Source organism: Pseudomonas sp. SCPG-7 (genome assembly GCF_002156405.1).
Taxonomy (GTDB): domain Bacteria; phylum Pseudomonadota; class Gammaproteobacteria; order Pseudomonadales; family Pseudomonadaceae; genus Aquipseudomonas; species Aquipseudomonas parakoreensis.
On sequence record NZ_MVOO01000024.1, the window covers coordinates 37871 to 61048 of the forward strand.

Genomic DNA, 23178 nt, shown 5'->3' on the forward strand with positions numbered 1-23178 from the left:
GCCTTCCGTGATCCAGTTTTTACTTAACCAGGAACTCCGTAGCGAGCACGCCCTGGACCCGAATCTGACCGTGCTCAATTACCTGCGTGAGCATGTAGGCAAATCCGGCACCAAAGAAGGCTGCGCCAGCGGCGACTGTGGCGCCTGCACCGTAGTAGTCGGCGAGTTGCAAACCGATGACGCCGGCCGCGAACACATTCGCTATCGCAGCCTCAACTCGTGCCTGACCTTTGTGTCGTCGCTGCACGGCAAACAACTGATCAGCGTCGAAGACCTCAAGCACCAGGGCGAACTGCACAGCGTGCAGAAAGCCATGGTCGAGTGCCACGGCTCGCAGTGCGGCTTCTGCACCCCCGGTTTCGTCATGTCGCTGTTCGCCCTGCAAAAGAACAGCGATGCACCGGATCCGGCCAAGGCGCACGAAGCGCTGGCCGGCAACCTCTGCCGCTGCACCGGCTACCGGCCGATCCTCGCCGCCGCCGAGCAATCCTGCTGTGGCAAGCAACCGGACCAGTTCGACGCCCGCGAAGCCGAGACCATCGCCCGCCTCAAAGCCATCGCCCCGACCGATATCGGTGAACTCAACAGTGGCGACAAGCGTTGCCTGGTGCCGCTGACCGTCGCCGATCTGGCCGATCTGTATGACGCTTACCCACAAGCGCGACTGCTGGCCGGCGGCACCGATCTGGCGCTGGAAGTCACCCAGTTTCACCGCACCCTGCCGGTGATGATCTACGTCGGCAACGTCGCCGAAATGAAGCGCATCGAAAGCTTCGATGACCGCCTCGAAATCGGCGCCGCCACCGCCCTCTCCGATTGCTACGAAGCGCTGACTGCCGAATATCCGGACTTTGGCGAACTGCTGCACCGCTTCGCCTCGCTGCAGATCCGCAACCAGGGCACCCTCGGCGGCAACATCGGCAACGCCTCGCCGATTGGTGATTCGCCACCGCTGCTGATCGCCCTCGGCGCGCAGGTGGTGCTGTGCAAAGGTGAAACCCGGCGCACGCTGAACCTGGAAGATTACTTCATCGACTACAAGGTCACCGCCCGTCAGGAAAGCGAGTTCATCGAGAAGATCATCGTCCCGCGCGCCACGGCCGAGCAGCGTTTCCGCGCCTACAAGGTCTCCAAGCGTCTGGACGATGACATTTCCGCCGTCTGCGCCGCCTTCAATCTGCGCGTCGAAAACGGCGTGATCACTGACGCACGCGTGGCGTTCGGCGGCATGGCCGCGATCCCCAAACGCGCCGCGCATTGCGAAGCCGTACTGCTCGGCCAGCCGTTCAACAACGCTGTGATCGAACGCGCCTGCGCCGCACTGGCCGAAGACTTCACGCCGCTCTCGGACTTCCGCGCCAGCAAGGAATATCGCCTGCTCAGCGCGCAGAACCTGCTGCGCAAATACTTCATCGAACTGCAAACACCGCACATCGAGACTCGGGTGACCGCTTATGTCTAACCATCACGCCGTAGAGAAGACTCAAGCCGAACTGGCGGAACTGTTCGCCAGGGACCTGACCACCGGCGTCGGCCGCAGCGTCAAGCACGACAGCGCCGCCAAGCATGTGTCCGGTGAAGCGCAGTACATCGATGATCGCCTGGAATTCCCCAATCAGCTGCACGTGTACGCACGGCTGTCGGACCGCGCCCACGCGAAGATCATCAGCATCGACACCAAGCCCTGCTACGCCTTCGAAGGCGTGCGCATTGCGATCACCCACGAAGACGTGCCGGGCCTGAAAGACATCGGTCCGCTGCTGCCGGGCGATCCGCTGCTGGCGATCGATGACGTGCAGTTCGTCGGGCAACCGGTACTGGCCGTGGCCGCGAAAGACCTGGAAACCGCACGCAAAGCGGCCATGGCGGCGATCATCGAGTACGAAGATCTGGAGCCGGTGCTGGACGTGGTCGAGGCCCTGCGCAAACGCCACTTCGTGCTCGACAGCCACACCCATCAGCGTGGCGATTCGGCTTCGGCATTGGCCACCGCTGAACACCGCATTCAAGGCACGCTGCACATCGGCGGCCAGGAACACTTTTATCTGGAGACGCAGATCTCCTCGGTAATGCCCACCGAAGACGGCGGCATGATCGTCTACTGCTCGACGCAGAACCCCACCGAAGTGCAGAAACTGGTGGCCGAAGTGCTCGACGTGTCGATGAACAAGATCGTCGTCGACATGCGCCGCATGGGCGGTGGTTTCGGCGGCAAGGAAACCCAGGCCGCCAGCCCGGCGTGCCTGTGCGCGGTGATCGCGCACCTCACCGGCCAGCCGACCAAGATGCGCCTGCCACGGGTCGAAGACATGCTTATGACCGGCAAGCGCCACCCGTTCTACGTCGAGTACGACGTCGGTTTCGACAGCACCGGGCGCCTGCACGGCATCGCCATGGACCTGGCCGGCAACTGCGGCTGCTCGCCGGACCTGTCCGCCTCGATCGTTGACCGGGCGATGTTCCACTCGGACAACTCTTATTACCTCGGCGACGCGACCATCAACGGTCACCGCTGCAAGACCAACACCGCGTCGAACACTGCTTACCGTGGTTTCGGCGGCCCGCAAGGGATGGTCGCCATCGAAGAAGTGATGGACGCGATTGCCCGCCATCTCAACCTCGATCCACTGGCCGTGCGCAAGGCTAACTACTACGGCAAGACCGAGCGCAACGTCACTCACTATTACCAGACCGTCGAGCACAACATGCTCGAAGAGATGACCGCCGAACTGGAAGAAAGCAGCCAGTACGCCGAGCGCCGCGAGGCAATCCGCCGCTACAACGCCAACAGCCCGATCCTGAAAAAAGGCCTGGCGCTGACCCCGGTGAAATTCGGCATTTCCTTCACCGCCAGTTTCCTCAACCAGGCCGGCGCGCTGATCCACGTCTACACCGACGGCAGCATCCACTTGAACCACGGCGGCACGGAAATGGGCCAAGGCCTCAACACCAAAGTCGCGCAGGTGGTGGCCGAAGTGTTCCAGGTGGAAATGGATCGGGTGCAGATCACCGCGACCAACACCGACAAAGTGCCGAACACCTCGCCGACTGCGGCCTCCAGCGGCGCTGACCTCAACGGCAAGGCCGCGCAGAACGCCGCCGAGATCATCAAGCAGCGGCTGGTGGAATTCGCCGCACGGCACTACAAGGTCAGCGAAGAAGACGTGGAATTCCACAACGGCCATGTGCGCGTGCGTGACCACATCATGACCTTTGAGGCGCTGATCCAACTGGCGTATTTCAATCAGGTCTCGCTGTCGAGCACCGGCTTCTACAAGACCCCGAAAATCTACTACGACCGCAGCCAGGCCCGGGGCCGGCCGTTCTACTACTTCGCCTTCGGCGCGGCGTGCTGCGAAGTGATCGTCGACACCCTGACCGGCGAGTACAAGATGCTGCGTACCGACATCCTCCACGACGTCGGTGCCTCGCTGAACCCGGCCATCGACATCGGTCAGGTCGAGGGCGGTTTCATTCAGGGCATGGGCTGGCTGACCATGGAAGAGCTGGTCTGGAACAACAAGGGCAAGCTGATGACCAACGGCCCGGCCAGCTACAAGATCCCTGCCGTGGCGGACATGCCGCTGGACCTGCGGGTGAAACTGGTGGAAAACCGCAAGAACCCGGAAGACACAGTGTTCCATTCCAAGGCCGTGGGTGAGCCGCCGTTCATGCTCGGGATTGCCGCGTGGTGCGCGATCAAGGACGCGGTGGCGAGCCTCGGTGACTATAAGCATCAACCGCAGATCGATGCGCCGGCGACCCCGGAGCGGGTGCTGTGGGGGTGTGAGCAGATGCGCCAGCTCAAGACTGTGAAAGCGGTCGAAGCTGAAACCGAGTTGGCTCCGCTCTAGACCGAGGCGCGGCCAATCGCTGGCAAGCCAGCTCCCACAGTGATCTGTGGTGATTTCAGGATTTGCGGTACACCACAAACCTGTGGGAGCTGGCTTGCCAGCGATGAGGCCTGAACAGACAACGATGTTGTAGGGGTGACATATGTACAACTGGATCGACGCCCTCGCCGACCTGCAGAACCAGGGCGAACCCTGTGTTCTGGTGACGATCATCGAAGAACTCGGCTCGACCCCGCGCAATGCCGGCTCGAAAATGGTCGTCAGCGCCAAACAGACCTTCGACACCATCGGTGGCGGGCACCTGGAATACAAAGCCATGCAGATCGCCCGCGAGATGCTCGCCAGCGGCAAGCAGGACACCCATCTGGAGCGCTTCAGCCTCGGCGCCAGCCTCGGCCAGTGCTGCGGTGGCGCGACCGTGTTGCTGTTCGAACCGATGGGCCAGGTGCAGGCGCAGATCGCGGTGTTCGGCGCCGGGCATGTTGGCCGCGCGTTGGTGCCGTTACTCGCCAGCCTGCCGTGCCGGGTACGCTGGATCGATTCGCGGGATGAGGAATTCCCCGAACAGATCCCCCACGGCGTGCGTAAAATCGTCGCCGAAGAGCCTGTGGATGAAATCGACGATTTGCCCGCCGGCAGCTATTGCATCGTCATGACCCACAACCATCAGCTCGACCTGGAACTCACTGCCACGATCCTCAAGCGCAACGATTTCGCTTACTTCGGCCTGATCGGTTCGAAGACCAAACGCGTCAAATTCGAACATCGCCTGCGTGATCGCGGTTTCGACAGTGGCGTCGTGCAACGCATGCGCTGCCCGATGGGCATCGGCGAAGTCAAAGGCAAACTGCCTGTGGAAATCGCCATCTCCATCGCCGGCGAAATCATCGCCACCTATAACGCCAATTTCGGCCAGCACAGCGCCAGCGCCGAACCGATTGCCAAACTGCTGCCGGTTTCCCGGCGCAGTCAGGCCGCCACACTCAAAGCCTCAAACTGATTAGAGAACCCTCATGCCTCTGACTCGCAAAGCCTACCGCGCCGCCATCTTGCACAGCATCGCCGACCCCGCCGAGGTCGGGATCGAAGCCTCCTACGAATATTTCGAGGACGGCCTGCTGGTGGTCGATGGCGGCAAGATCAGCGCCCTCGGCCACGCCAGCGAACTGCTGCCGACACTGCCGGCGGACATCGAGATCACCCACTATCAGGACGCGCTGATTACCCCGGGCTTCATCGACACCCACATCCACCTGCCGCAAACCGGCATGGTCGGGGCCTACGGCGAGCAACTGCTGGACTGGCTCAACACTTACACCTTCCCGTGCGAAAGCCAGTTCGGTGACAAGGCCCACGCCGACGACGTGGCCGATATCTTCATCAAGGAGCTGCTGCGCAACGGTACCACCACTGCGCTGGTGTTCGGCAGCGTGCATCCGCAGTCGGTGAATTCGTTTTTCGAGGCCGCCGAGAAGCTCGACCTGCGGATGATCGCCGGCAAGGTGATGATGGACCGCAACGCGCCGGACTATCTGACCGACACCGCCGAATCGAGCTACGTCGAGAGCAAGGCGCTGATCGAGCGCTGGCACGGCAAGGGCCGCCTGCATTACGCGGTTACCCCGCGCTTCGCCCCGACCAGCACCCCGGAACAACTGACCCTCGCCGGCCAACTGCTGACCGAATACCCGGATCTGTACATGCAGACCCACATCAGCGAGAACCTCAAGGAAATCGAGTGGGTCAAGGAACTGTTCCCGGAGCGCAAGGGCTATCTGGACGTCTACGATCACTACCAGTTGCTCGGCGAGCGCTCGGTATTCGCCCATGGCGTGCACCTGTGCGATGACGAATGCGCGCGTCTGGCGGAAACCGGCTCGGCGATCTCGTTCTGCCCGACCTCGAACTTCTTCCTCGGCAGTGGCCTGTTCAATCTGCCGATGGCCGAGAAGCACAAGCTGAATGTCGGTCTGGGCACTGACGTCGGCGGCGGTACCAGTTTCTCGCTGCTGCAAACCCTGAACGAAGCTTACAAAGTCATGCAGTTGCAGGGTGCGCGGTTGAGTCCGTTCAAGTCGCTGTACCTGGCGACCCTCGGCGGTGCGCGGGCACTGCGCCTGGAAGACAAGATCGGCAACCTGCAACCGGGTTCTGATGCGGACTTCCTGGTACTCGACTACAACGCCACGCCGCTGCTGAGCTATCGCCTGAAACAGGCCAACAACATTGCCGAGACGTTGTTTGTGCTGATGACGCTCGGGGATGACCGCACGGTGCAGCAGACGTATGCGGCGGGAGCTTTGGTGCATCAGCGCTGAGTTTTTTCAAGGCATAAAAAATCCCCCAGCGCTTTTCAGCCTGGGGGATTTTTGTTGCCTGTCAGATTGCTATCGCTGGCAAGCCAGCTCCCACAGGTTTTCCGGTGTATCGCAGATTCGGTGAACACCACAAATCCCTGTGGGAGCTGGCTTGCCAGCGATTGGGGCGACTCGGTGTCAGCTCAAAGCTTGGCCGCCGGGCGCCCAGGCTTCTTGGTCTGCAACAGATGCGAGAACACCGCATGCAGGTCATCCGACGCACTTTCCTCATCGAGGTTGAGCTTGCTGTCGATGTGGTCCATGTGGTGCATCATCAGGTCCACCGCCAGCTCACCGTTGCGCGCTTCGATGGCGTCGATCAACTGGGTGTGCTCGTCGTAGGAGCAATGCGAGCGGTTGCCGCTTTCGTACTGGGCGATGATCAGCGAGGTCTGCGAGACCAGGCTGCGCTGGAAGCTGATCAGTGGCGCGTTCTTCGCCGCTTCGGCCAGTTTCAGGTGGAATTCGCCGGACAGACGGATACCGGCACCACGATCGCCACGGGAGAAGCTGTCACGCTCGTCGTTGACCATCTGGCGCAGTTCGGCGATCTGCTCGGCGGTGGCGTGCTGCACGGCCAGTTCGGTGATCGCGCGCTCCACCAGACGGCGGGCCATGAACACCTGGCGCGCTTCTTCTACGCTCGGGCTGGCGACGACGGCGCCACGGTTCGGCCGCAACAGCACCACGCCTTCATGGGCCAGACGCGACAGCGCGCGGCGAATGATGGTGCGGCTGACCCCGAAGATTTCCCCCAGCGCTTCTTCGCTCAATTTTGTGCCGGGCGCCAGACGCTGTTCGAGGATGGCCTCGAAGATATGCGCGTAGACAATATCGTCCTGGGTTCCGCTGCGGCCGGCTTTGCCTGCTCGCGGTTGTTTCTTGAGGGGTTGCAACTGTTCGTTCATGGGCACTCGAGTCGGGAGAACTGCGGCGAATAGACCGTGACTGTAATACGGCACAGTAGGTCGCTGGCAAGTATCGCGTAAAAAACAGCGCGATTGTACACAATGGATGGTGGCAACACGACTGTATGGCTGTTTGTGACCACGGCTGTATTGCAACGATCCGTTACGATTGAGTTTAGGCTTAAACATCAAAACCGCCGCCATACCTAACATTGTGGCGAGGGAGCTTGCTCCCGCTCGGCTGCGCCGCAGTCGTAAACCAAGGCGACACAAGTGGGTTGAAATATCGCGTCGCCCATATTGGGACAGCTTCGCTGCCCAGCGGGAGCAAGCTCCCTCGCCACAAAAAACCGAGCACGCACACAAACCTGCTGGATTCACTGCTTTCCATAAGAAGGAACACCGCCGTCATGAACGACGCCACCTACACCCGCCTGCGCCCCCTCGCCGACACTTCGCCCTCGGCGATCGTCGCCGGTTTCATCGCGATGATGACCGGCTACACCAGTTCGCTGGTGCTGATGTTCCAGGCCGGGCAAGCGGCGGGCCTGAGCAGCGGACAGATTTCCTCGTGGATCTGGGCGATCTCGATCGGCATGGCGGTGTGCTCGATCGGCTTGTCGCTGCGCTATCGCACACCGATCACCATCGCCTGGTCGACCCCCGGTGCAGCCCTGCTGATCACCAGTCTGGGCGGCGTCAGCTACGGTGAGGCCATCGGCGCCTACATCACTTGCGCGGTGCTGGTGACCATTTGCGGGCTGACCGGCAGCTTCGAACGCTTGGTGAAAAAAATCCCGGCATCGCTGGCGGCGGCCTTGCTGGCGGGGATTCTGTTCAAGATCGGCAGCGAAATCTTCGTCGCCGCACAACACCGTACCGGGCTGGTGCTGGGGATGTTTTTCACCTATCTGCTGGTCAAGCGCCTGTCGCCGCGTTACGCGGTGCTCGCTGCATTGCTGATCGGCACCGCGCTGTCGGGCTTCATGGGGCTGCTGGATTTCAGCGGCTTTCATCTGGAAGTGGCGACGCCAGTCTGGACCACGCCGCACTTTTCGCTGGCCGCGACCATCAGCATCGGCATTCCGCTGTTCGTGGTGGCGATGACCTCGCAGAACATGCCCGGCATCGCCGTGCTGCGCGCCGACGGCTACAACGTCCCGGCCTCGCCACTGATCACCACCACCGGCATCGCCTCGCTGTTGCTGGCGCCGTTCAGCTCCCACGGCATCAACCTCGCGGCGATCAGCGCAGCCATCTGCACCGGGCCGCACGCCCATGAAGATCGCAACAAACGCTACACCGCCGCGGTCTGGTGCGGGATTTTCTACGGGATTGCCGGGGTGTTCGGCGCGACATTGGCGGCGCTGTTTGCCGCGCTGCCGAAAGAGCTGGTGCTGTCGATTGCCGCGCTGGCGCTGTTCGGTTCAATCATCAACGGTTTGAGCATTGCCATGACCGAGGTGAAAGAACGCGAGGCGGCGCTGATCACGTTCATGGTCACGGCGTCGGGGTTGACGCTGTTTTCCATCGGTTCGGCGTTCTGGGGGATTGTGGCGGGGGTGCTGACCTTGCTGATACTCAACTGGCGTAAAGCTTAAAGCAAAAGATCGCAGCCTTCGGCAGCTCCTACAGGGAAACGCATATCCCGATGTAGGAGCTGCCGCAGGCTGCGATCTTTTGATCTTGCAAAAAAACGGCGACCCGAAGGTCGCCGTTTTTTTCAGTATCACTTGGCCGCGTTGATCGGCTTTTCCGGATACCAGACGTCCAGCAGCGGGCTGACGGTCATGCCGGTCAGTTCGCTACGGTTTTTCAGCCAGGCTTCAACGGCAGCGCGCTGCTCTTCGTTGACCGAGCCACGCTTCTGCAGGCAAACCAGACCGAAGTCATCGCCGCCAACATAACCCAGACCGTTGGCTTCCATGGCTTCTTTGATGAATGCTTCGAGGAAAGCGTCAATGGCTTCTTCGGACAAGTCTTCTTTGAAGTCCAGGTTCAGTTCGAAACCCAGCTCTTGAAATTCATCAACGCACAGTTTTTTGCGCAGACGCTGGGAACGGTTAGTCGCCATTGGAACAATCCTCTTAAGTAATAACGGCCGGCACTTTACCAGTTTAAGCCGTCAATTGCCCGACTCTCTGGGCGCTATGGCCGACCGCCTGTAAAAAAATAACGAAATGGCCGCCCCGGGCAAGGCACAAGCTGTTACACCTTGGGGCATAATGCCGACACTTTCATGACCACTGAGGGCTTTTTCATCCATGCCCTCGTTATTTTTCCCCTCTTTTGCAGGGTTTTATTTCATATGATCAAATCGTTGCGTCCTCTGTTTCTTGCCGGCCTTCTTCTGCCACTGGCCCTGCCGGTTGCCGCTGCCACCATCAACACCGCCCTCACCCCCAACGTCGAAAAAGCCCTCAAGGCCAGCAAACTGCAGCCGACCGCGCTGTCGCTGGTGATGATCCCGCTCGACGGCCCGGGCAATCCGACCGTGTACAACGCCGACGTCTCGGTCAACCCGGCCTCGACCATGAAACTGGTCACCACCTACGCCTCGCTGGAAATGCTCGGCCCCAACCATCAGTGGAAAACCGAGTTCTACACTGATGGCGACCTGAGCGGCGGCATCCTCAATGGCAACCTGTACCTCAAGGGTGGCGGCGATCCGAAACTGAACATGGAAAAACTCTGGCTGCTGATGCGCGACCTGCGCGCCAACGGCGTGACCCAGGTCACCGGCGACCTGATCCTCGACCGCAGCTTCTTCATCCAGCCACAACTGCCGGAATTCAACGACGACGGCAACGACGAGAACAAACCGTTCCTGGTCAAACCCGACTCGCTGCTGGTCAACCTCAAGGCCCTGCGCTTCGTCGCGCGCAATGACGGTGGCCGGGTGCTGATCTCGGTGGAACCGCCGATTGCCAGCGTGCGCATCGAAAACACGGTCAAGGCGCTCAACTCCAAGCAGTGCACCGGTGGCGTGCGCTACAACCCGGTGACCCAGCCTGATGGCAGCGTGACCGTGACCGTCGCCGGCCAGTTGGGCGATGGCTGCAGCTCGCAGACTTACCTGTCGCTGCTCGACCACGCGACCTACACCGCTGGCGCCGTGCGCGCGATCTGGAAAGAACTGGGCGGCAGCATCCAGGGCAAGGATCGCCTCGCCGCGACCCCGAGCAGCGCCAAGCTGCTGGCCCGCGCCTACTCGCCGGATCTGGCGGAAATCATCCGCGACATCAACAAATACAGTAACAACACCATGGCCCAGCAGCTGTTCCTGAGCCTCGGTCAGAAGTACCGCAACGAAGCCGACGGTGACGACGCCAAGGCCGCACAACGCGTAGTCCGCCAGTGGCTGGCGAAGAAAGGCATCACCGCGCCGCACCTGGTGATGGAAAACGGCTCCGGGCTGTCGCGCGCCGAACGCGTCAGCGCCCGCGAGATGGCCAACATGCTGCAAGCCGCCTGGCACAGCCCATACGCTGCCGAGTACATCAGCTCGCTGCCGATTGCCGGCACCGACGGCACCATGCGTAAACGCCTAAAGACCACCGCGATGCGCGGCGAAGCCCACGTCAAGACCGGCACCCTGAACACCGTGCGCGCCATCGCCGGCTTCAGCCGCGACGTCAACGGCAATACCTGGGCGGTGGTGGCGATCCTCAACGACAAAGCCCCGTTCGGCGCGTCGTCGGTGCTGGATCAGGTGCTGCTGGATCTGTACAAGCAGCCGCGCCTGCCGCAGACCGCTTCGGCGCTGTAATACGATACTGCGAACACCACCAAACCCTGTGGGAGCTGGCTTGCCAGCGATAGCGGAATGTCAGCCACCGAAGATGCTGACTGAAACGCCCCTATCACTGGCAAGCCAGCTCCCAAAGGATTGTGGTGTATTGAATCTCAGCTCATCTGCTCCACCCGATCGCGCCCGCCCTGCTTCGCCGCATACACCCCGGAATCCGCCCGCAGCAGCAGCGCATCCGCGCCTTCCCCCGGACGCCAGCTGGCGATGCCGAAACTGGCCGTCACCACCCCGACCACATCCACCGGCGCACTGCGCAGGCCTTGCCACAACTCCACCGCCAGCATGTACGCATGCTCGCCGTCGATGTCTGGGCACAGCACCATGAACTCTTCACCACCGAGACGACAGAACACATCAGTCCGCCGTAAACGATGGCCGATGCGCTCGCACACCGCCTGCAGCACCCGGTCGCCTACGGCATGGCCGTACTGGTCGTTGATGCGTTTGAAGTGGTCGATGTCGAGCATGATCACCGACAGCTCACCGCCGCCGCGCTCGACCCGGGCCATTTCGGTGGTCAAGCGCTCCTGGAAGTAGCGGCGGTTGTGGATGCCGGTCAGCGAGTCGGTGACCGACAGCGCCCGCAGTTCCTCTTCCACCCGTTTCAAATCGGAAATGTCCGAGATGTAGCCGTGCCACAGCACGCCGCCGCCCGGCAGTTCCTCCGGCGTCGCCTCGCCGCGCACCCAGCGCAGGCCACGCTCGGGCAACTGCACGCGGTATTCCTCGCGCCATGGGCTGAGGCTGTCCGCCGAAGCGCGGATCGAGCTGCGCACTCGCGAGACGTCCTGCGGATGAATGCGGGTGAAAATCGCCTCGGCATTGAGCAGCAGCACGTCGGGCTCCAGCTCGTAGATCTCGCGGATGCCGTCGCTGGCATAAATCACGCTGAAACGCCCGTCGAACTCCATCTTGAACTGGTAGATGCCGCCGGGCACATGAGCACTGAGTTTTTTCAGCAATACATCGCGCGCCGCCAGTGCTTCGTGCACGCGCTTGCGTTCGGTGATGTCGATGCAGATCGCCAGATGCCCGACCCACAATCCCTGCTCATCCAGTACCGGGGTGGCGAGCATGTTCACCGGCAGATAACTGCCGTCGCTGCGTACCAGCGTCCATTCGCGCGCCTCGTGACCGCCCACTTCACCGCCCTCGACCAACATCGCGTGGCAGGTCGGAATGCTCTTGCCGTAACGCACACTCAACTCAGCGGAACGCGCGGCCAGCTCTCGCGGCAGATGCAGGTTTTCCAGGGTCATGTGCCCGACCACATCGGTGCTGCTGTAGCCGAGCATCTGTTCCGCGCCGGGGTTGAAGGTGTTGATCACCCCGCGCAGATCCGTGGCAATGATCGCCACCTGGGTCGCGGCATTCAGCACGCCGCGCAACTGACCGTGGGTGCCGCGCAACTCCTGCTCGCGGGCGTGCAGCTCCTGCGTGCGCAGTTCGACCATGCGCAGGGCGCGCTGGCGTTGACTGACCAGCACATACAGCAACGCGCTGAGCAACAGGCTCAGCAGCGCGCCCAGCACCACCAGGCTGCTGATGGAAGAATGGTTGGCCTGTAAAAATGCCTCGCTGGGCTGAATGTCCACTTGATAATCATGGTCGGCCATGCGAACCAAGCGTGTGGCGGACAGGTCGCTGGCCCCGGCCTTGTTGGCGGACTCGTAGAGCACTTCATGCTGATCGTCGGTGGACAGGTCGAGAATACGCACCGTGAGGAAATCCTGGGTTTCCTCCGGCAGTCCGTCGGCCAGCAACTGCTGCATGCTGATCACCGCCATCACGTACCCTTGCGCAGAACCTTTCGCCGCGCCCTCCTCGGTGACCGGCGCCAGCAGCAAGACGCCCCGGGCATAGGCCGGATCAATCCCCACCAGATGCAGCGGCTGCGACACCGCCATGTGCCCGCTGCGGTCGGCGCGTTCCAGCGTCGCCCGGCGCAACGGTTGTGCCAGCAGGTCATAGCCCAGCGGGGTGGGCAAGCGGCTCTGGCTCTGGGTGTAGATCACCGGAACGTATTCGGGACGATCACCGGCGGTCTGCAACTGGCCGTCAGCATTCAACTCGCGAAAGGTGAAGGTGCTGAACCCTTCGCTACGCACCGCTTGTTCGATCGCCGGACGCTCGGCACGGCTGACCCGCGGCGCATAGGAATAGGCCTGGGTGCGTAACAGAAGCGGTTTGGCATAGCCGTCAAATTCGCTGCGCGAAACCGAATCGGAGTTGGCGAAGAAACGGCGCAGGCCGTCGAGACGCTGTTCCTGATCCTGGAAACGTTCTTCGATGCGGCTGTAACGCTCATTGGCCAGCAGCTGAAAGCGTTGGCGCAGTTGATGGTGAAACTGATTGAGGGTGGCCCAGGCGAGCAGCCCCGTGAGAATCCCGCCGGCGAGCAATACCAGTATCGCGACCAGCCAGGCCGAGACGTCTTCACTGATAAAACCCAGAATCTTTGGGCGCACGGGGTGCAACGACATAGGGGCAACTCACGACGCCATTGTTTCGGGGGAAAACCCCATTGGCCATGCGTTGAGTTATAGCTATTAGCCATTAATTTGGCTAGCGCTGATCGGATCCAAGAGCCTTTAAAAATCAAGGCTCTGTGGATCCAACCACGGCAAGTGTCAACGCGCCGTGATTTTCCAGGCGCGGTGAATCTTGGTATTGCGGGCGAAATCCGGATCAATGGTCTGCGCGCTGATTTCCTCGACTGCGTAACGCTCGGCGAGGTTCTCCTCCAGCTGGAACTTGCGGAAGTTGTTGGAGAAGTACAGCACGCCGCCCGGAGCCAGGCGCGCCATGGCCAGGTCGATCAACTGCACCTGGTCACGCTGCACGTCAAAGATGCCTTCCATGCGCTTGGAGTTGGAGAAGGTCGGCGGGTCGATGAAGATCAGGTCGTATTCGTCGCGGCTGCTTTCCAGCCACGCCATCACGTCGCCCTGCTCCAGACGGTTCTTGTCGGAGAAGCCGTTCAGCGACAGGTTGCGCCGCGCCCAGTCGAGGTAAGTCTTCGACAGGTCGACGCTGGTGGTGCTGCGCGCACCGCCCTTGGCCGCGTGCACACTGGCCGTCGCGGTGTAGCAGAACAGATTGAGGAAGCGTTTGCCGGCCGCCTCTTTCTGAATGCGCATGCGCATGGGCCGGTGATCGAGGAACAGCCCTGTGTCGAGGTAGTCGGTGAGGTTCACCAGCAGCTTGACGCCGCCTTCATTGACCTCATTGAACTTGCCTTGCGCGGCCTGACGCTCGTATTGCTTGGTGCCGCTCTGGCGCTCGCGGCGTTTGACCACCACGCGGCTCTTGTCGACGTTCAGCGCCTGCGGGATCGCGGCCAGGGCGTCGAACATACGCGCCGAGGCCTTTTCCGGGTCGATCGATTTCGGCGCCGCGTATTCCTGCACGTGCACCCAGTCGTGATACAGGTCGATGGCCATGGCGTATTCCGGCATGTCGGCATCGTAGACGCGGTAGCAGTCGATGCCTTCGCGCTTGACCCACTTGCTCATCGCCTTGAGATTTTTCTGCAGGCGGTTGGCAAACATCTGCCCGCCTTCGCTCAGCCGCGGCTGCTCGATCACCGGGGCCGGGGCTGGCGTCGGTTTGATCGGGTTGCCGTTCTTGTTGAACTTGCGCTCTTGCGGCTCGTTCGGGGTTTGATCGTAAGCGGCTTGCTCACGCTCGGCCTGACGCTGTTCCGGGGTCCGCCGCTCGCCGGTGACGAACTGATCCGGCAGCACTTTGATCAACAGCAGTTTGCACGGCAACGCGCCGTTCCAGAACGAATACTGTTTGTGGCTGCGAATGCCCATGCGCTTGCCCAGATCCGGCGCGCCGGTGAACACCGCCGCTTCCCAGTTCAGGCAGGCCTGACGCAGGCGCTCGCCAAGGTTCTGATAGAGGTAAAGCAGGCTGGCTTCGTCGCCCAGACGCTCGCCGTACGGCGGGTTGCAGATCACCAGACCTTTCTGGTTCTGGTCCGGACGCGGCTCGAAGGTCGCGACTTCGCCCTGATAGATCTTGATCCACTCGCTCAGACCGGCACGCTCGACGTTGTTGCGACCCGGTTGAATCAGGCGCGGGTCGGCTTCGTAACCGCGAATCCACAGCGGCGGCTTGGCCAGACCGGCAGCGGCACGCTCGACGGCTTCTTCATGGAGTTTTTTCCACAGCGCCGGAACGTGCCCCAGCCAGGCGGTGAAGCCCCACTGCTCACGGCGCAGGTTCGGCGCCATGTCGGCGGCGATCATCCCGGCTTCGACTAGGAACGTACCGACACCGCACATCGGGTCAGCCAGCGCGCCGCCTTCGGCCGCAATGCGCGGCCAGCCGGAACGGATCAGGATCGCTGCCGCGAGGTTTTCCTTCAACGGCGCCGCGCCCTGCTGCAGGCGGTAGCCACGCTGGTGCAGGCTGTGACCGGACAGGTCGAGGGACAGAATCGCTTCGCCGCGATCCAGGCGCAGGTGAATGCGCAGATCCGGGTTGAGCTTGTCGATCGACGGACGGTCGCCTTGCGGGGTACGCAGTTTGTCGACGATGGCATCTTTGACTTTCAGCGCGCCGAAGTGGGTGTTGTCGATGCCCGAGCCGTGGCCGCTGAATTCAACAGCCAGAGTGCCGTCGGCGAGCATGTGATCCTGCCACTCGACGTCAAGCACGCCGTGGTACAGGTCTTCAGCGTCTTTCATCGGGAAGCGCTTGAGCACCAGCAGCACCCGGTTGGCCAGACGCGACCACAGGCACAGGCGATAAGCGGTCTCCATGGTCGCCATGCCACGCACGGCGGAGGTGTGCTCGCGGGCCTCTTCAAGGCCAAGCCCGACGGCTTCCTCGATGAGCAGGCCTTCAAGGCCTTTGGGGCAAGTGAGGAAGAGTTCGAAACGATCGGACATGGTATTTCCAGAGCCTTTGGCTAGTGAACCGGCAACGCATTGCCGATCCGGTTTTCAATCAGGCGCTTTTCCAAAAGAACGCCCGCGTGGCACGAAGGTGTGCCGTTCCATCCCCGCTGCTCGGGTTAAAAGAGCTTAGATGCCGGGACAGATAAAAAAGTTGATGAAACAAAAAGTCTTAAAGCGACCCTTCGTCGCATATTACCCAAGCGCAAACGTGGGTCATTCTCACTAAAGGATTAACCCCATCATCCAGCGCGGGGCCGATCATACCGGGGTTTGCTGCAGAAACCTTCATGAAACCCGTCGTTACTTATGGCTGTAGCACTACTTTCGTTACGTCCTTATGACAAAACGATCATTCCCTCGCTGTGACTCATTGGTTAGAACTGACCACAGGTTGACGTCGCAACGGCGTCAACACCTTGGCTCGCCACGCCGGCAGCGAGCCGCCCAACGGCAGAGTTTTTTCTGCCAGACCTCGATTGAGGTCAACGCGACGAAAACAGTCAACAAGTGAGGGAAACACCCTATGAGAAGACTTAAGCGTGATCCGTTGGAAAGAGCATTTTTGCGCGGATATCAATATGGCGTTGGTGGCAAATCCCGCGAGCTTTGCCCATTTACTCTACCGTCGGTACGTCAAGCCTGGATCAACGGCTGGCGAGAAGGACGCGGCGACAACTGGGACGGTATGACCGGCACTGCGGGGATCCACAGACTCAACGAACTTCACGCCGTCGGCTGACACAGGGCACTTATTGCAACACGACAATCTGAATTTCTAGCGACTTACCATGCACGTCCTTCCCGGACGGCGGGCTACGGCCCAGGGGCTCCTTCGAGGAGCCCTTTTTTATGCTTGCCTGAAATGACACACATCTCATGTAGGAGCTGCCGAAGGCTGCGATCTTTTGATCTTGCTTTTGATATTAAAAAACAACTTCAAAAGATCGCAGCCTTCGGCAGCTCCTACATTGACCGGGTCAGCCTGGGTTATTTGCGCAGCGCGGCAATCGCGTCGACCGATTCACGAATCAAGGCCGGGCCTTTGTAGATGAAGCCCGAGTAAATCTGCACCAGACTCGCACCCGCCATGATTTTCTCGGCCGCATGTTTGCCTTCAGTGATGCCACCCGCCGCAATGATCGGCAACCGACCACCCAGCTCCTCAGCCAACACCTTCACGGTATGCGTGCTCTTGTCGCGCACCGGGGCGCCGGACAAACCGCCCGCCTCGTCACCGTGCTCCATGCCTTCGACGCCGACGCGACTCAGGGTGGTGTTGGTGGCGATCACTGCGTCCATTCCGGTTTCGATCAGCGCCTGAGCCACTTGCGCGGTTTCTTCGTCGGTCATGTCCGGAGCGATCTTGATCGCCAGCGGTACATGTTTGCCGTGACGCAGGGCCAGTTCGGCACGGCGCGTGGCCAAGTCCGCCAGCAACTGCTTGAGCGAATCACCGAACTGCAGGCTGCGCAGGCCCGGGGTATTGGGCGAGCTGACGTTGACCGTGACATAGCTGGCGTGGGCATACACCTTGTCCAGGCAAATCAGGTAGTCATCCACGGCGCGTTCGACCGGAGTGTCGAAGTTCTTGCCGATGTTGATCCCCAGCACGCCCTTGTATTTGGCTGCAGCGACCCGCGCCAGCAGGTTATCCACACCGAGGTTGTTGAAGCCCATGCGATTGATGATCGCCTCGGCCTCCGGCAGGCGGAAGATCCGTGGTTTCGGGTTGCCCGGTTGCGGACGCGGGGTCACGGTGCCGATTTCGACAAAGCCGAAACCCAGTTGCGAGAAACCGTCGATGGCCGCGCCATTCTTGTCCAGACCGGCCGCCAGACCCACCGGATTCGGGAAGTCCAGGCCCATGACCGTCACCGGCAGGTTCGCCGGCTTCTTGCACAGCATGCCGTTGAGGCCCAAACGCCCACCCGCGCCGATCAGATCCAGCGACAGATCGTGGGAGGTTTCCGGGGAAAGTTTGAACAACAGCTGACGGGCCAGGGTGTACATGGGCGGCGATGACTCGGGCGGCGAAAAGAGGCGGCGATTATAGCCGGGCATCGCCCCCCGGCGCGAGGCGCACAGGCAAATCAGCCTGACTGGCATATGCCTTGCACTTTCAGGGTTATCAGCCCCCAGGCCAATGACGGCGGGCGGGCACGGACAATGGCGTCGTTCGCAGGTTTTGCCTGAGCAAAAACTGGGACGGCGTTTTTTTTCAAGGTGGCTTTATATGAGTGATTCGTCCGTAGGGCCGCTGGCCTGGGTCAACGGCAGTGATGCCCCGGAAAAGAGTGTGATCAACCTCGGCTACATGGCCCTGAGCGATTGCGCCTCGGTGGTCGTGGCCGCCACGCAAGGCTTTGCCCAGCCTTACGGCCTGACAATCAACCTCAAGCGCCAGGCGTCCTGGGCGACGTTGCGCGACAAACTGGTCAGCGGTGAACTGGATGTCGCCCACAGCCTGTACGGGCTGATTTACGCGGTGCATCTGGGCATCGGCGGCGTGGCGCCGAGTGACATGGCGGTGCTGATGGGGCTGAACCAGAATGGCCAGAGCCTCAACCTGTCCCACGGTTTGCAGCAACTGGGCGTGACCAGTCCTGAAGCGCTGGATCGGCACGCGCACCAAACCCGCGCAAAACTGACCTTCGCCCAGACTTTTCCCACCGGTACCCACGCGATGTGGCTGTATTACTGGCTGGCGAGTCAGGGCATTCATCCGTTGCAGGACGTCGACAGCGTGGTGGTGCCGCCACCGCAAATGGTCGCGCACCTGCAAGCCGGGCGCATCGATGGTTTCTGCGTCGGTGAGCCGTGGGCGGCGGCTGCCGTGCAACAGGATCTGGGGTTCACCCTGGCGACCAGCCAGAGCATCTGGCCCGATCATCCGGAGAAAGTCCTCGGCTGCACCCGCGCGTTCGTCGAGCAATACCCCAACAGCGCCCGGGCGCTGGTAATGGCGATTCTCGAGGCCAGCCGCTTCATTGAACAAAGCGCGGAAAACCGCCGCAGCACCGCGCAGTTGCTGAGCGCCCCGGAATACCTCGACGCCCCGCTGTCCTGCATCGAACCGCGTTTTCTCGGTGATTACGCCGACGGCCTCGGCAATCGCTGGCAGGATCCGCACGCCTTGCGTTTTCACAGCAACGGCGAGGTAAATCTGCCGTACCTGTCCGACGGCATGTGGTTCATGACCCAATTCCGCCGCTGGGGCCTGTTGCGCGAGGATCCCGACTACCTCGCGGTGGCCCGCCAGGTTCAGCAACTGGACATCTACCGCGAAGCCGCCACCGCCGTCGGTGTCGCCGCGTGGGGCAAGGAGATGCGCAGCAGCCAGTTGCTCGATGGCAAAGTCTGGGACGGCAGCGATCCGGCCGCATACGCCCGCAGTTTCAAGCTGCACGCCCTGAGCGACGCCGCTCCTCTGCTCGCCCGCCGCTGACAGGAGACCGCCAATATGCTGCGCATTCTGCTGATCAACGACACCGCGAAAAAAGTCGGGCGCCTGAAAGCCGCGCTGATCGAGGCGGGTTTCGAGGTCATCGATGAGTCCGGCCTGATCATCGACCTGCCGGCCCGCGTCGAAACGGTGCGCCCGGACGTGATCCTGATCGATACCGAGTCACCGGGCCGCGATGTGATGGAGCAAGTGGTGCTGGTCAGCCGTGACCAGCCCCGACCGATCGTGATGTTCACCGACGAACACGACCCGGGGGTGATGCGTCAGGCGATCAAGTCCGGGGTCAGCGCCTACATCGTCGAAGGCATCCACGCCCAGCGCCTGCAGCCGATTCTGGATGTGGCCATGGCCCGCTTCGAAAGCGATCAAGCCTTGCGTGCGCAACTGCTGGCCCGCGACCAGCAACTGGCCGAGCGCAAACGCATCGAGCTGGCCAAAGGGCTGCTGATGAAGATGAAGGACTGCAACGAAGAAGAGGCCTACACCCTGATGCGCCGCCAAGCCATGAGCCGCCAGCAGAAACTGATTCAGGTGGCGGAGCAAATCATTGCCATGAGTGAGTTGCTCGGCTGATTGAAGAGCAAAAGATCGCAGCCTTCGGCAGCTCCTACAAAGGCACGCAATTTCCTGTAGGAGCTGCCGAAGGCTGCGATCTTTTGATCCTTGGCACAAATCTGGCTAAGCATTCAGCACAGGTAACCAACGGCGGTTGCCCCACCCACGACAAAGACGTCGCTCACCCCGCTCGCCCCATCGGCGAACCAGGTAGCGGCGTTTTTGCGTTTTGGCCCCACAGCCCGGGGCCGGTGGTGCGGCCGTGGCGGCGCGCCACCTGCTGTGACTCCTTTCGAGACTCTTTTCAGCTGAGGTGCGCGATGAATTCAAGCTTTTGGAAATCCGGCCACACCCCGACCCTGTTCGCAGCGTTCCTGTATTTCGACCTGAGCTTCATGGTCTGGTACCTGCTCGGCCCGTTGGCGGTGCAGATCGCCGCCGACCTGCACCTGAGCACCCAACAACGCGGTCTGGTGGTGGCGACACCGATTCTCGCCGGCGCGGTGCTGCGCTTTGTGATGGGCATGCTGGCCGATCGTCTGTCGCCGAAAACCGCTGGCCTGATCGGTCAGGTGATAGTGATCTGCGCGTTGTTCGGCGCGTGGAAACTCGGCATCCACAGTTATGAACAGGCGCTGCTGCTGGGGCTGTTCCTCGGCATGGCCGGTGCCTCGTTTGCTGTGGCCCTGCCGCTGGCCTCGCAATGGTATCCGCCACAACATCAAGGCAAGGCGATGGGCATCGCTGGCGCCGGTAACTCCGGCACCGTGTTCGCCGCGCTGATAGCCCCGGTGCTGGCCGCGTCGTTCGGCTGGAGCAACGTGTTCGGTTTTGCCCTGATTCCGTTGATCCTGACGCTGGTGCTGTTCGCCTGGCTGGCGAAAAACGCCCCGCAGCGGCCCAAGGCCAAAGCCATGGCCGACTACTTCAAGGCCCTCGGCGACCGCGACAGTTGGTGGTTCATGTTTTTCTACAGCGTGACCTTCGGCGGCTTCATCGGCCTGGCCAGCGCCCTGCCCGGCTACTTCAACGACCAATACGGTCTGAGTCCTGTCACGGCGGGTTACTACACCGCTGCCTGCGTGTTCGGTGGCAGCCTGATGCGTCCGCTGGGCGGCGCGTTGGCGGATCGCTTCGGCGGCATCCGCACCTTGCTGGCGATGTACACCGTGGCGGCGATCTGCATCGCCGCCGTCGGTTTCAACCTGCCCAGTTCCTACGCCGCCCTGGCGCTGTTCGTCTGCACCATGCTCGGGCTCGGCGCCGGCAATGGCGCGGTATTCCAGTTGGTGCCGCAACGCTTCCGTCTGGAGATCGGCGTGATGACCGGACTGATCGGCATGGCCGGTGGCATCGGCGGCTTTGCCCTGGCGGCCGGCATGGGCGCGATCAAGCAAAGCACCGGCAGCTATCAACTGGCGCTGTGGTTGTTCGCCAGCCTCGGCGTGCTGGCGTGGTTCGGCCTGCACGGGGTCAAGCGGCGCTGGAGAACCACCTGGGGTTCGGCGGCGGTCACTGCTGCGCGCGTGTGAGGCGGCAATGCCCCTGCAACTGAGCTTTGCCCAGGCCAGCGCCACCGGACCGCGCGCGGAAAACCAGGACGCCCTGCGCCTGGTGACACCCGCCCCGGCGCTGGCCGCGAGCAAAGGCTATCTGGTCGCCATTGCCGATGGGGTCAGCCAGTGCGCCGACGGCGGCCTGGCCGCACGCTCGACCCTGCAAGCACTGGCGCTGGACTACTACGCCACGCCGCAAACCTGGAGCGTGGCCCAGGCACTGGATCGCCTGCTGCTCGCACAAAACCGCTGGTTACAGGCCAACGGCGGCGGACAGCCACTGCTCACCACCGTCAGCGCGCTCATCCTGCGCGGCCAGCGTTTCACACTGGCCCACGTCGGCGATTGTCGGGTCTATCGCTGGCACGCCGACGCTTTGCAGCGGATATCGCAGGATCATGTCTGGGAGCAGCCGGGCATGCAGCACGTGCTCAAGCGTGCGCTGGGGCTGGATCAGCATCTGGTGCTGGACTTTCTCGACGGCGAGTTGCGCGAGGGTGAATGTTTCGTGCTGCTCAGCGACGGCGTGTGGTCGACTGTGGGCGATACCGCGATTGCAGCGATCCTGCGCGATCAACCGGATCTCGACAGCGCCGCACACACGCTGGTCAACGCCGCGCATCTGGCCGGCAGTCAGGACAACGCCAGTGCACTGCTGGTGCGGGTCGATGCGCTCGGTGAGGCGAGCATTGGCGATGCGCTGATTCACCTACAGCAATGGCCACTGCCGCCAGCGTTGAAAACCGCGCAGATGTTCGAAGGCTGGCAGGTGCAGAACGTTGTCGCTCAGAGCCAGCAATCGCTGCTGTATCGCGTGCTGGACGGGCAAGGTCGGAGCTGGTTGTTGAAAACCCTGCCGCCACGGCTGGCCGATGATCCTCAGGCCGGGCAGGCCTTGTTGTCGGAAGAATGGTTCCTCAGGCGTGTCGCCGGGCGGCATTTTCCTGAAGTCCACAGCGGCACTCAGCGTCAGCATTTGTACTACGTGATGCGCGAATATTCCGGGATGACCCTGGCGCGGCTGTTTCAACACAGCAGCCCGTTACCGTTGGCACAGTGGCAGGACATTGCCGAGCGTCTGCTGCGGGCGGTGGGCCTTCTGCATCGACGGCAGATTCTGCACCGCGACATCAAACCGGAGAATCTGCACCTGGGCGACGACGGCGAGTTGCGCCTGCTGGATTTCGGTCTGGCGTATTGCCCCGGTCTGTCCGAAGACGCACCGTCAACGCTGCCGGGAACCCCGAGTTATATCGCCCCGGAAGCGTTTCGCGGCGAGCCACCGAGTGCGCAACAGGATCTGTACGCGGTGGGCGTGACCTTGTATTTCCTGCTCACTGGGCATTTTCCCTATGGCGAAATCGAAGCCTTTCAACGGCCGCGCTTCGGTGTGCCGGTGAGTGCCGGTCGCTACCGCCCGGACATGCCGGAATGGCTTGCGCAGAGTCTGGAGCGAGGCGTGGCTGCCGATCCGCAACAACGCTTTGAAACGGCTGAAGAATGGTTGCTGGTGCTGGAACAAGGTGAGCGGCGCAGTTTGAGTGTGCGACCCAGGCCTTTGCTGGAGCGTGAGCCGTTGAAGGTCTGGCGAACGCTGGCGTTGTTGGCCCTGCTGGGGAATCTGGTGCTGCTGGTTGTGTTGTTTCACGGCTGAGACCGCGTCGCGCCCTTCGCGAGCAGGCTCGCTCCCACAGGGGATTTGTGAACGACACCGATCCACTGTGGGAGATTCTATGTTGCTCAGCAACCCTAGAATCTCAAACT

16 protein-coding genes are annotated in these 23178 nt (G+C 61.8%); 11 read left to right on the plus strand and 5 right to left on the minus strand.

From position 1 onward, the window contains the following. Positions 1-7 precede the first annotated feature (7 nt). The 4 genes from xdhA to guaD all read left to right on the plus strand — a co-directional run bounded on the left by xdhA (position 8) and on the right by guaD (position 6172). Positions 8-1462, plus strand: coding sequence for a xanthine dehydrogenase small subunit (gene xdhA / locus B1722_RS26725; protein WP_086794908.1), 1455 nt, complete (start codon positions 8-10; stop codon positions 1460-1462). Beyond that, positions 1455-3854 (plus strand): xanthine dehydrogenase molybdopterin binding subunit, encoded by a 2400-nt coding sequence (gene xdhB / locus B1722_RS26730; RefSeq protein ID WP_086794909.1) that lies wholly within the window; start codon positions 1455-1457, stop codon positions 3852-3854. Before xdhA ends, xdhB begins: the two co-directional genes overlap by 8 nt. A 142-nt stretch (positions 3855-3996) precedes the next feature. Next, positions 3997-4854: a xanthine dehydrogenase accessory protein XdhC gene (gene xdhC, locus B1722_RS26735; RefSeq protein ID WP_086794910.1), complete on the plus strand. Its 858-nt coding sequence runs from the start codon at positions 3997-3999 to the stop codon at positions 4852-4854. Positions 4855-4867: 13 nt separating this feature from the next. Next, positions 4868-6172 carry a guanine deaminase gene (gene guaD, locus B1722_RS26740; protein WP_041067772.1) on the plus strand — a complete coding sequence of 435 codons (1305 nt, stop codon included), beginning with the start codon at positions 4868-4870 and terminating at the stop codon, positions 6170-6172. Between the two features lie 182 nt (positions 6173-6354). Here the strand turns inward: guaD and B1722_RS26745 are convergent, their stop codons facing one another. Continuing rightward, positions 6355-7119 carry a GntR family transcriptional regulator gene (locus B1722_RS26745; RefSeq protein ID WP_007961054.1) on the minus strand — a complete coding sequence of 255 codons (765 nt, stop codon included), beginning with the start codon at positions 7117-7119 and terminating at the stop codon, positions 6355-6357. 410 nt (positions 7120-7529) lie between these two features. Here B1722_RS26745 and B1722_RS26755 point away from each other — a divergent pair, with 410 nt between their 5' ends. Further along, positions 7530-8720, plus strand: coding sequence for a benzoate/H(+) symporter BenE family transporter (locus B1722_RS26755; RefSeq protein ID WP_086794911.1), 1191 nt, complete (start codon positions 7530-7532; stop codon positions 8718-8720). Between the two features lie 128 nt (positions 8721-8848). Here B1722_RS26755 and B1722_RS26760 read toward each other — a convergent pair whose 3' ends face one another. Then, positions 8849-9193, minus strand: a complete 345-nt coding sequence (locus tag B1722_RS26760; RefSeq protein ID WP_003223308.1) for a YggL family protein — start codon at positions 9191-9193, stop codon at positions 8849-8851. 234 nt (positions 9194-9427) lie between these two features. Between B1722_RS26760 and dacB the strand changes: the two genes are divergently transcribed. Then, positions 9428-10888 (plus strand): D-alanyl-D-alanine carboxypeptidase/D-alanyl-D-alanine-endopeptidase, encoded by a 1461-nt coding sequence (gene dacB, locus B1722_RS26765; RefSeq protein ID WP_086794912.1) that lies wholly within the window; start codon positions 9428-9430, stop codon positions 10886-10888. Between the two features lie 137 nt (positions 10889-11025). On the opposite strand, the gene B1722_RS26770 is transcribed toward dacB, so the two are convergent. Together B1722_RS26770 and rlmKL are read right to left on the minus strand one after the other, a co-directional pair. Next, positions 11026-13413, minus strand: a complete 2388-nt coding sequence (locus B1722_RS26770) for a diguanylate cyclase (RefSeq protein ID WP_086794913.1) — start codon at positions 13411-13413, stop codon at positions 11026-11028. A gap of 147 nt (positions 13414-13560) precedes the next feature. Continuing rightward, on the minus strand, positions 13561-15831 hold the full coding sequence (rlmKL, locus tag B1722_RS26775) for a bifunctional 23S rRNA (guanine(2069)-N(7))-methyltransferase RlmK/23S rRNA (guanine(2445)-N(2))-methyltransferase RlmL (protein WP_086794914.1): 2271 nt from the start codon (positions 15829-15831) through the stop codon (positions 13561-13563). Positions 15832-16363: 532 nt separating this feature from the next. Here rlmKL and rmf point away from each other — a divergent pair. After that, positions 16364-16579: a ribosome modulation factor gene (gene rmf / locus B1722_RS26780; protein ID WP_003223300.1), complete on the plus strand. Its 216-nt coding sequence runs from the start codon at positions 16364-16366 to the stop codon at positions 16577-16579. Between the two features lie 248 nt (positions 16580-16827). Here the strand turns inward: rmf and B1722_RS26785 are convergent, their stop codons facing one another. After that, positions 16828-17850 (minus strand): quinone-dependent dihydroorotate dehydrogenase, encoded by a 1023-nt coding sequence (locus tag B1722_RS26785; protein WP_041067757.1) that lies wholly within the window; start codon positions 17848-17850, stop codon positions 16828-16830. Positions 17851-18073: 223 nt separating this feature from the next. Here B1722_RS26785 and B1722_RS26790 point away from each other — a divergent pair, with 223 nt between their 5' ends. From B1722_RS26790 to B1722_RS26805, 4 genes are all read left to right on the plus strand, one after another. Then, positions 18074-19285: a CmpA/NrtA family ABC transporter substrate-binding protein gene (locus B1722_RS26790; protein ID WP_086794915.1), complete on the plus strand. Its 1212-nt coding sequence runs from the start codon at positions 18074-18076 to the stop codon at positions 19283-19285. A 15-nt stretch (positions 19286-19300) separates the two neighbouring features. Continuing rightward, on the plus strand, positions 19301-19876 hold the full coding sequence (locus B1722_RS26795) for an ANTAR domain-containing response regulator (RefSeq protein ID WP_086794916.1): 576 nt from the start codon (positions 19301-19303) through the stop codon (positions 19874-19876). A gap of 302 nt (positions 19877-20178) precedes the next feature. After that, positions 20179-21390, plus strand: coding sequence for a NarK/NasA family nitrate transporter (locus B1722_RS26800; protein ID WP_041067749.1), 1212 nt, complete (start codon positions 20179-20181; stop codon positions 21388-21390). Positions 21391-21397: 7 nt separating this feature from the next. Then, positions 21398-23068 carry a bifunctional protein-serine/threonine kinase/phosphatase gene (locus B1722_RS26805; RefSeq protein ID WP_086794917.1) on the plus strand — a complete coding sequence of 557 codons (1671 nt, stop codon included), beginning with the start codon at positions 21398-21400 and terminating at the stop codon, positions 23066-23068. Positions 23069-23178 lie beyond the last annotated feature (110 nt).

Bases quoted from the DNA above. Each gene is read 5' to 3' on its own strand.
- xdhB (WP_086794909.1), top strand. From the start codon at position 1,455: ATGTCTAACCATCACGCCGTAGAGAAGACTCAAGCCGAACTGGCGGAA.
- xdhC (WP_086794910.1), top strand. From the start codon at position 3,997: ATGTACAACTGGATCGACGCCCTCGCCGACCTGCAGAACCAGGGCGAA.
- guaD (WP_041067772.1), top strand. From the start codon at position 4,868: ATGCCTCTGACTCGCAAAGCCTACCGCGCCGCCATCTTGCACAGCATC.
- B1722_RS26745 (WP_007961054.1), bottom strand. From the start codon at position 7,119: ATGAACGAACAGTTGCAACCCCTCAAGAAACAACCGCGAGCAGGCAAA.
- B1722_RS26755 (WP_086794911.1), top strand. From the start codon at position 7,530: ATGAACGACGCCACCTACACCCGCCTGCGCCCCCTCGCCGACACTTCG.
- B1722_RS26760 (WP_003223308.1), bottom strand. From the start codon at position 9,193: ATGGCGACTAACCGTTCCCAGCGTCTGCGCAAAAAACTGTGCGTTGAT.
- dacB (WP_086794912.1), top strand. From the start codon at position 9,428: ATGATCAAATCGTTGCGTCCTCTGTTTCTTGCCGGCCTTCTTCTGCCA.
- B1722_RS26770 (WP_086794913.1), bottom strand. From the start codon at position 13,413: ATGTCGTTGCACCCCGTGCGCCCAAAGATTCTGGGTTTTATCAGTGAA.
- rlmKL (WP_086794914.1), bottom strand. From the start codon at position 15,831: ATGTCCGATCGTTTCGAACTCTTCCTCACTTGCCCCAAAGGCCTTGAA.
- rmf (WP_003223300.1), top strand. From the start codon at position 16,364: ATGAGAAGACTTAAGCGTGATCCGTTGGAAAGAGCATTTTTGCGCGGA.
- B1722_RS26785 (WP_041067757.1), bottom strand. From the start codon at position 17,850: ATGTACACCCTGGCCCGTCAGCTGTTGTTCAAACTTTCCCCGGAAACC.
- B1722_RS26790 (WP_086794915.1), top strand. From the start codon at position 18,074: ATGAGTGATTCGTCCGTAGGGCCGCTGGCCTGGGTCAACGGCAGTGAT.
- B1722_RS26795 (WP_086794916.1), top strand. From the start codon at position 19,301: ATGCTGCGCATTCTGCTGATCAACGACACCGCGAAAAAAGTCGGGCGC.
- B1722_RS26800 (WP_041067749.1), top strand. From the start codon at position 20,179: ATGAATTCAAGCTTTTGGAAATCCGGCCACACCCCGACCCTGTTCGCA.
- B1722_RS26805 (WP_086794917.1), top strand. From the start codon at position 21,398: ATGCCCCTGCAACTGAGCTTTGCCCAGGCCAGCGCCACCGGACCGCGC.